General features: G+C 66.8%; 4 protein-coding genes. All 4 read left to right on the plus strand.

Annotated elements, in window-relative coordinates; all coding sequences use genetic code 11:
* Positions 1-141: 141 nt before the first annotated feature.
* Entirely contained in the window at positions 142-1,074 is a 933-nt protein-coding gene (locus ACQKJZ_RS17715) for a tetratricopeptide repeat protein (RefSeq protein ID WP_427732829.1), read from the plus strand.
* Positions 1,075-1,222: 148 nt separating this feature from the next.
* Entirely contained in the window at positions 1,223-2,215 is a 993-nt protein-coding gene (gene tilS, locus ACQKJZ_RS17720; protein WP_427732831.1) for a tRNA lysidine(34) synthetase TilS, read from the plus strand.
* Between the two features lie 142 nt (positions 2,216-2,357).
* Positions 2,358-4,325, plus strand: a complete 1,968-nt coding sequence (ftsH, locus tag ACQKJZ_RS17725) for an ATP-dependent zinc metalloprotease FtsH (RefSeq protein ID WP_312490883.1) — start codon at positions 2,358-2,360, stop codon at positions 4,323-4,325.
* 148 nt (positions 4,326-4,473) lie between these two features.
* A protein-coding gene (locus ACQKJZ_RS17730; RefSeq protein WP_427732833.1) for an IS630 family transposase occupies positions 4,474-5,417 on the plus strand; the annotation gives its coding sequence in 2 pieces (ribosomal slippage) (positions 4,474-4,809 and positions 4,812-5,417; 942 coding nt in all).
* The last annotated feature ends 168 nt before the right edge of the window (positions 5,418-5,585 follow it).

Raw genomic sequence — 5,585 nt, forward strand, 5'->3', positions numbered from 1 at the left:
CCCGCGCCGCAACCGTCGCCAAGCCCGGCGACGACGGCGCCGGCGGATCTGTAAGGGCCGGTCTTTCAGGCTGGCGACAGCTTCGGCGGAGCAGATAGGATGCTCCGCCTTTTCCAATGAACCCACCGGGGGGTGAGAGCGATGCGTAACCTGTTGCTGGCCGGCGCTGCGGCCGTCCTGATCATGCCGATGGCGGCATCGGCGCAGTCCAATGTCGAGGGCCGCGTCGGCAAGCTGGAAAGCGAAATGCGCGCGGTCCAGCGCAAGGTGTTTCCGGGCGGTGCGGGCCAGTATGTCCAGCCGCAGATCACCGCGCCGCAGACCCAGGCGCAGGTTTCCGGCGTGCCCGCGACCAGTGCGCTGACCGACCTGACCGCGCGCGTCACCGCGTTGGAGGAGCAGCTCGCCAGCCTGACCGGCCAGATCGAGCAGAGTGGCTATCGCACCCGCCAGTTGCAGGACCAGTTCGACGCCTATAAGCGCGCCACCGATGCGCGCCTGAAGGCGCTGGAGTCCGGCCCGGCGCCGATCGCACCGGCGGGGCAGAGCGCGCCGCTCGACACCTCGGCCGACGGCACGGCGGCGACACCGGCCAGGCCCGGTCGTGCCCCCGCGGCGGTGGTCGCCAGCGGCGATACCGCCAGCAGCGGGTCCGCGACGCCGGTCGACAAGCCCTCGACCGGCGATCCGGCTGAGGACGCCTATCTCTATGGCTATCGCCTGTGGGCCGCCAAGCGCTATGCCGAGGCGGAGACGCAGCTGAAGAAGGTGGTCGCCGATTATCCCAAGAGCCGCCGCGCCAGCTTCGCGCAGAATCTGCTCGGTCGCAGCTATCTGGATTCCGGCAAGCCCAGCCTGGCGTCGATGGCCTTTTACGAGAATTACAAGAAATTCCCGGATGGCGAACGGGCGCCCGACAGCCTTCTTTATCTCGGCCAAGCGCTGACCAAGCTCAACAAGGCGGCAGACGCGTGCAAGGTCTATGACGAGTTGACCGACGTCTATGGCGCCAAGATCTCGGGGACCATGAAGACCCAGATCGAGGCGGGACGCAGCGCCGCGAAGTGCAAGTAATCCGCTGATGGCGGGGCACCGAACGTCGCCCGGACGAGCGGCGTTCGATATCCAAGGCATGTGATAGGCTTTCGCGCAGGAAATCGCTTGCACGGGCATCGGGGAGGGGCCTAGAGCCGGGTCTCCCCTGACCAGCTTTGAGAATATCATGGCCACCGACGCCACGGCCGAGGATCAGATCGCGCGCTTCGCCGCCGATCTGACGACGCTCCACGATCCGCGCACCCATGCCGCGCCGCTGTTGCTGGCGGTGTCCGGCGGGCCGGACAGCATGGCGATGCTGACGCTGGCGGCGGCGTCCTTTCGTGAGCGGATCGCGGTGGCCACGGTCGATCACGGGCTGCGGGCGGACGCGGCGGACGAGGTGCGGATGGTCGCGGACCATTGCCGGCGTCTGGGCGTGCCCCATCACGGCCTGCGCCCCGCCGATCCGATCGCCGGGGCCAGCCTTCAGGCGCAGGCGCGCGAGGCGCGCTATGCCCTGCTCGCCGAGCAGGCGCGGGCGATCGGCGCGGCGGCGATCCTGACCGCGCATCATGCCGACGATCAGGCGGAGACGTTCCTGATGCGCGCGGCGCGCGGGGCGGGGCTGTCTGGCCTGTCGGGGGTGCGTGCGCGGACCGAGATCGGGGGCGTCGCGGTGCTGCGTCCGCTGCTGGATTGGCGGCGGGCCGAGCTTCGCCAGATCGTGCGCCGGGCGGAAGCGCCGTTCGTCGATGATCCCGCCAATCACGATCCCCGACATGACCGCACCCGCTTCCGCCAGCTGCTCGACGCCCATGAATGGCTGGGCGTGGCGCAGATGGCGCGGGCCGCGGCGCAACTGGCGGAGGCCGATGCCGATCTGCGCGCGACGGTCGACTGGCTGTGGCGGGAGCGCGCGCAGATCGATGGCGACAATGTCCGCATCGCCGCCGCCGATCTGCCGCGCGAACTGGGGCGGCGGCTGGCCCGCCGCGCGGTCGGCACGGTGCGGCAGATCGCCGCGATCGAATCGCCCGCCTGGAACGAGGGGGGCAATATCGAAAAGCTGCTCGACGCGCTGACCGCCGGCAGCCGCGCGACCCAGGCGGGGGTGATCGCCAGCGTCCGCTCGGGCGTATGGCGTTTCCGTCCCGCGCCACCGCGCCGGACCGGCTGATCGGCGCGGTGGGGGCGCAAGCGCGTCGACGGACGGCCGCCGACTGACACATCCGTCATCGATCGATCACTTTGATCGGTGTTGTTCCATTGCCATTAACCTCGCTGCGCCTATCTTGGGGACGGAAAGGTATCCGGCACCGATGAACGACAACGACAAGCAGCAGAGCCCCGATCCCAATGGGGGCGGCAACCCCTGGATGAAGAGCCTGTTGATCTGGGTGGGCATCCTGATGGCGCTCGCGCTGTTCGTCAGCCTGTCCGGCGCCGGTTCGTCGGCGCAGAGCGGCAATCAGATCGAATATTCGACCTTCCTCGACAAGGTCGACGAGGGCACGGTGAAGACCGCGACGATCTCGCGCGAGTCGATCACCGGCACGCTGTCGTCGGGCGAGAAGTTCCGCACGACTCCGGTTCCCGATTCGCAGCTGATCCCGCGTCTGCGCGACAAGGGCGTGACCTTCACCGCCAAGGCCGACGAGGGTCCGTCGATCTGGATGGTCATGCTGTACAATTCGCTGCCCTTCCTTCTGTTCATCGGCATCGCCTTCTTCGTGCTGCGCCAGATGCAGAAGGGCGGCGGCGCCAGCGGTGCGATGGGCTTCGGCAAGAGCCGTGCGCGTATGCTGACCCAGAAGGAAGGCAAGGTGACCTTCGACGATGTGGCCGGCATCGACGAGGCGCGCGAAGAGCTTCAGGAAATCGTCGAGTTCCTGAAGGACCCGTCGAAGTTCGCACGGCTGGGCGGCAAGATCCCGAAGGGCGCGCTGCTGGTCGGCTCGCCGGGTACGGGCAAGACGCTGCTCGCCCGCGCCATCGCGGGTGAGGCGGGCGTGCCGTTCTTCACCATTTCGGGTTCGGACTTCGTCGAGATGTTCGTCGGCGTCGGCGCCAGCCGCGTGCGCGACATGTTCGAGCAGGCCAAGAAGTCGGCGCCGTGCATCGTCTTCATCGACGAAATCGATGCGGTGGGTCGCCATCGCGGTGCGGGCCTGGGCAACGGCAATGACGAGCGCGAGCAGACGCTGAACCAGCTGCTGGTCGAGATGGATGGTTTCGAGGCCAATGAAGGCATCATCATCATCGCCGCGACCAATCGCCCCGACGTGCTTGACCCCGCGCTGTTGCGTCCCGGCCGCTTCGACCGTCAGGTCGTGGTGCCGCGCCCGGACATCGACGGCCGCGTGAAGATCCTCGAAGTCCATATGAAGAAGGTGCCGCTGGCGCCCGACGTCGACGCCCGCGTCATCGCGCGCGGCACGCCGGGCTTCTCGGGCGCGGACCTCGCCAACCTCGTCAACGAGGCCGCACTGATGGCGGCGCGCAAGGGCAAGCGCCTGGTTGCCAGCGCCGAGTTCGAGGAAGCCAAGGACAAGGTCATGATGGGCGCGGAACGCCGCTCCATGGTCATGACCGAGGACGAGAAGCGGATGACCGCCTATCACGAGGCGGGCCATGCGATCATCGCGCTGCACGAACCGGCGTCGGACCCGATCCACAAGGCGACGATCATCCCGCGCGGCCGTGCGCTCGGCATGGTGATGCGCCTGCCGGAGCGCGACTCGTACAGCTATCACCGCGACAAGATGTATGCGAACCTGGCGGTCGCCATGGGCGGTCGCGTCGCCGAGGAGATCATCTTCGGCTATGACAAGGTGTCGAGCGGCGCGAGCGGCGATATCCAGTATGCCACGGGTCTGGCACGCGACATGGTTACGAAGTGGGGCATGTCGGACAAGGTCGGTCCGGTTGAATACGCCCAGCCGGAAGGCGAGAGCTTCCTGGGCTATTCGTCCAGCCAGCCGGTGCGCATGTCCAACCAGACTGCGCAGCTGATCGACGACGAGATCAAGTCGATCGTCGAGGGCGGCCTGCACCGCGCCAAGCATGTGCTGACCGAGCATGTCGACCAGCTCCACCTGCTGGCCGGGGCTCTGCTGGAATATGAGACGCTGTCGGGCGATGAGATCAAGAAGCTGATTGCGGGCGACGATATCGGCCGCGACGATCCCAAGGCGAAGGCGACGCCGGTCGCCAAGGCGGGGACCTCGATCCCCAAGACCCGGCGTGGCGCGGGGCCGTTCGGATCGCCCAGTCCGCTGGGTGCCTGATCCTTCAGGCCGGTATTTCGTGGAAGGCCGTTCCTTCGGGGGCGGCCTTTTTGCTTTAGAGTCTGAGTCATCCGAGTGGAATCGATTGGGGATTCACAAGGTGCCGGAAGTTTGATTCAAGCTTCTTGCCGTGCGGAGGTCGGCAGGTGTGGGTCGAGCCTATTCGGATGATTTACGTGAGCGGGTAGCGGCATCGGTTTTGGGTGGCCGTTCGTGCCGTGCGACGGCTGAACTGTTTGGCGTCAGCGTGGCGAGTGCGGTCAAGTGGTCTCAGCGGCTTCGTGCAACGGGCAGCGCTGCGGCCCGGCCGCCGGGGCGCAAGCAGCCGCGTTCGCTGTCGGCCGAGCGTGAGTGGCTGCTGGAGCGGCTGGCAACCAAGCCGGACGTGACACTGCGGGCGCTGGTGGCGGAACTGGGCGAGCGCGGCGTGGTGACGAGCTACGGTTCGGTGTGGCGGATCGTGCGCGAGGCGGGGATCACGTTCAAAAAAAGACGCTGATCGCCCGCGAGCAGGATCGGCCGGCGATCGCCAGGCGCCGCACGCAATGGCGCAAATATCAGGGCCGGATCGATCCGCGTCGCCTCGTCTTCATCGACGAGACCTGGGCCAAGACCAACATGACGCGCCTGCGCGGCTGGTGTGCTCGCGGCCTGCCGCTCGTCGACAAGGTGCCGCACGGCCATTGGCGTACGCTCACCTTCCTGGCGGCGCTCCGGCATGATCGCATCGACGCGCCGCTCGTGCTCGACGGCCCCATCAACGGCGAGAGCTTTGCCGCCTATGTTGCGCAGTTCCTGCTGCCTACCCTTTCGCCCGGCGACATCGTCATCATGGACAATCTCGGTAGCCACAAGAGCAAGGCCGTCCGCCAGCTCATCCGCTCCGTCGGCGCCAGGCTCCTGTTCCTGCCGCCCTATTCTCCCGACCTTAATCCCATCGAGCAGGTCTTCGCTAAGCTCAAGACGCTGTTACGCAAGGCCAATACCCGATCGGTCGAGGCGACATGGAAGCAGATCGGCTCGCTCCTCGACGCTTTCCCTCCAAACGAATGCGCCAACTACCTCCGCAACAGCGGCTACGCTTCAACTTAGATGGATCAAACTCTAGGGGGAAACGTGGACTTCGACTTCGCTCAGGCCGCACGGAGCGAGGGAAGTGCGGCACGGATATTTACCGGGCCATGCATGCGAGAAGCACCACGCCCAGATCTTCGTTCAGCCTGAGCGAAGTCGAAGGCCACGCCCAAACCCCAGCCCCTT

The organism is Sphingomonas sp. NPDC019816 (assembly GCF_050274375.1).
GTDB lineage: Bacteria > Pseudomonadota > Alphaproteobacteria > Sphingomonadales > Sphingomonadaceae > Sphingomonas.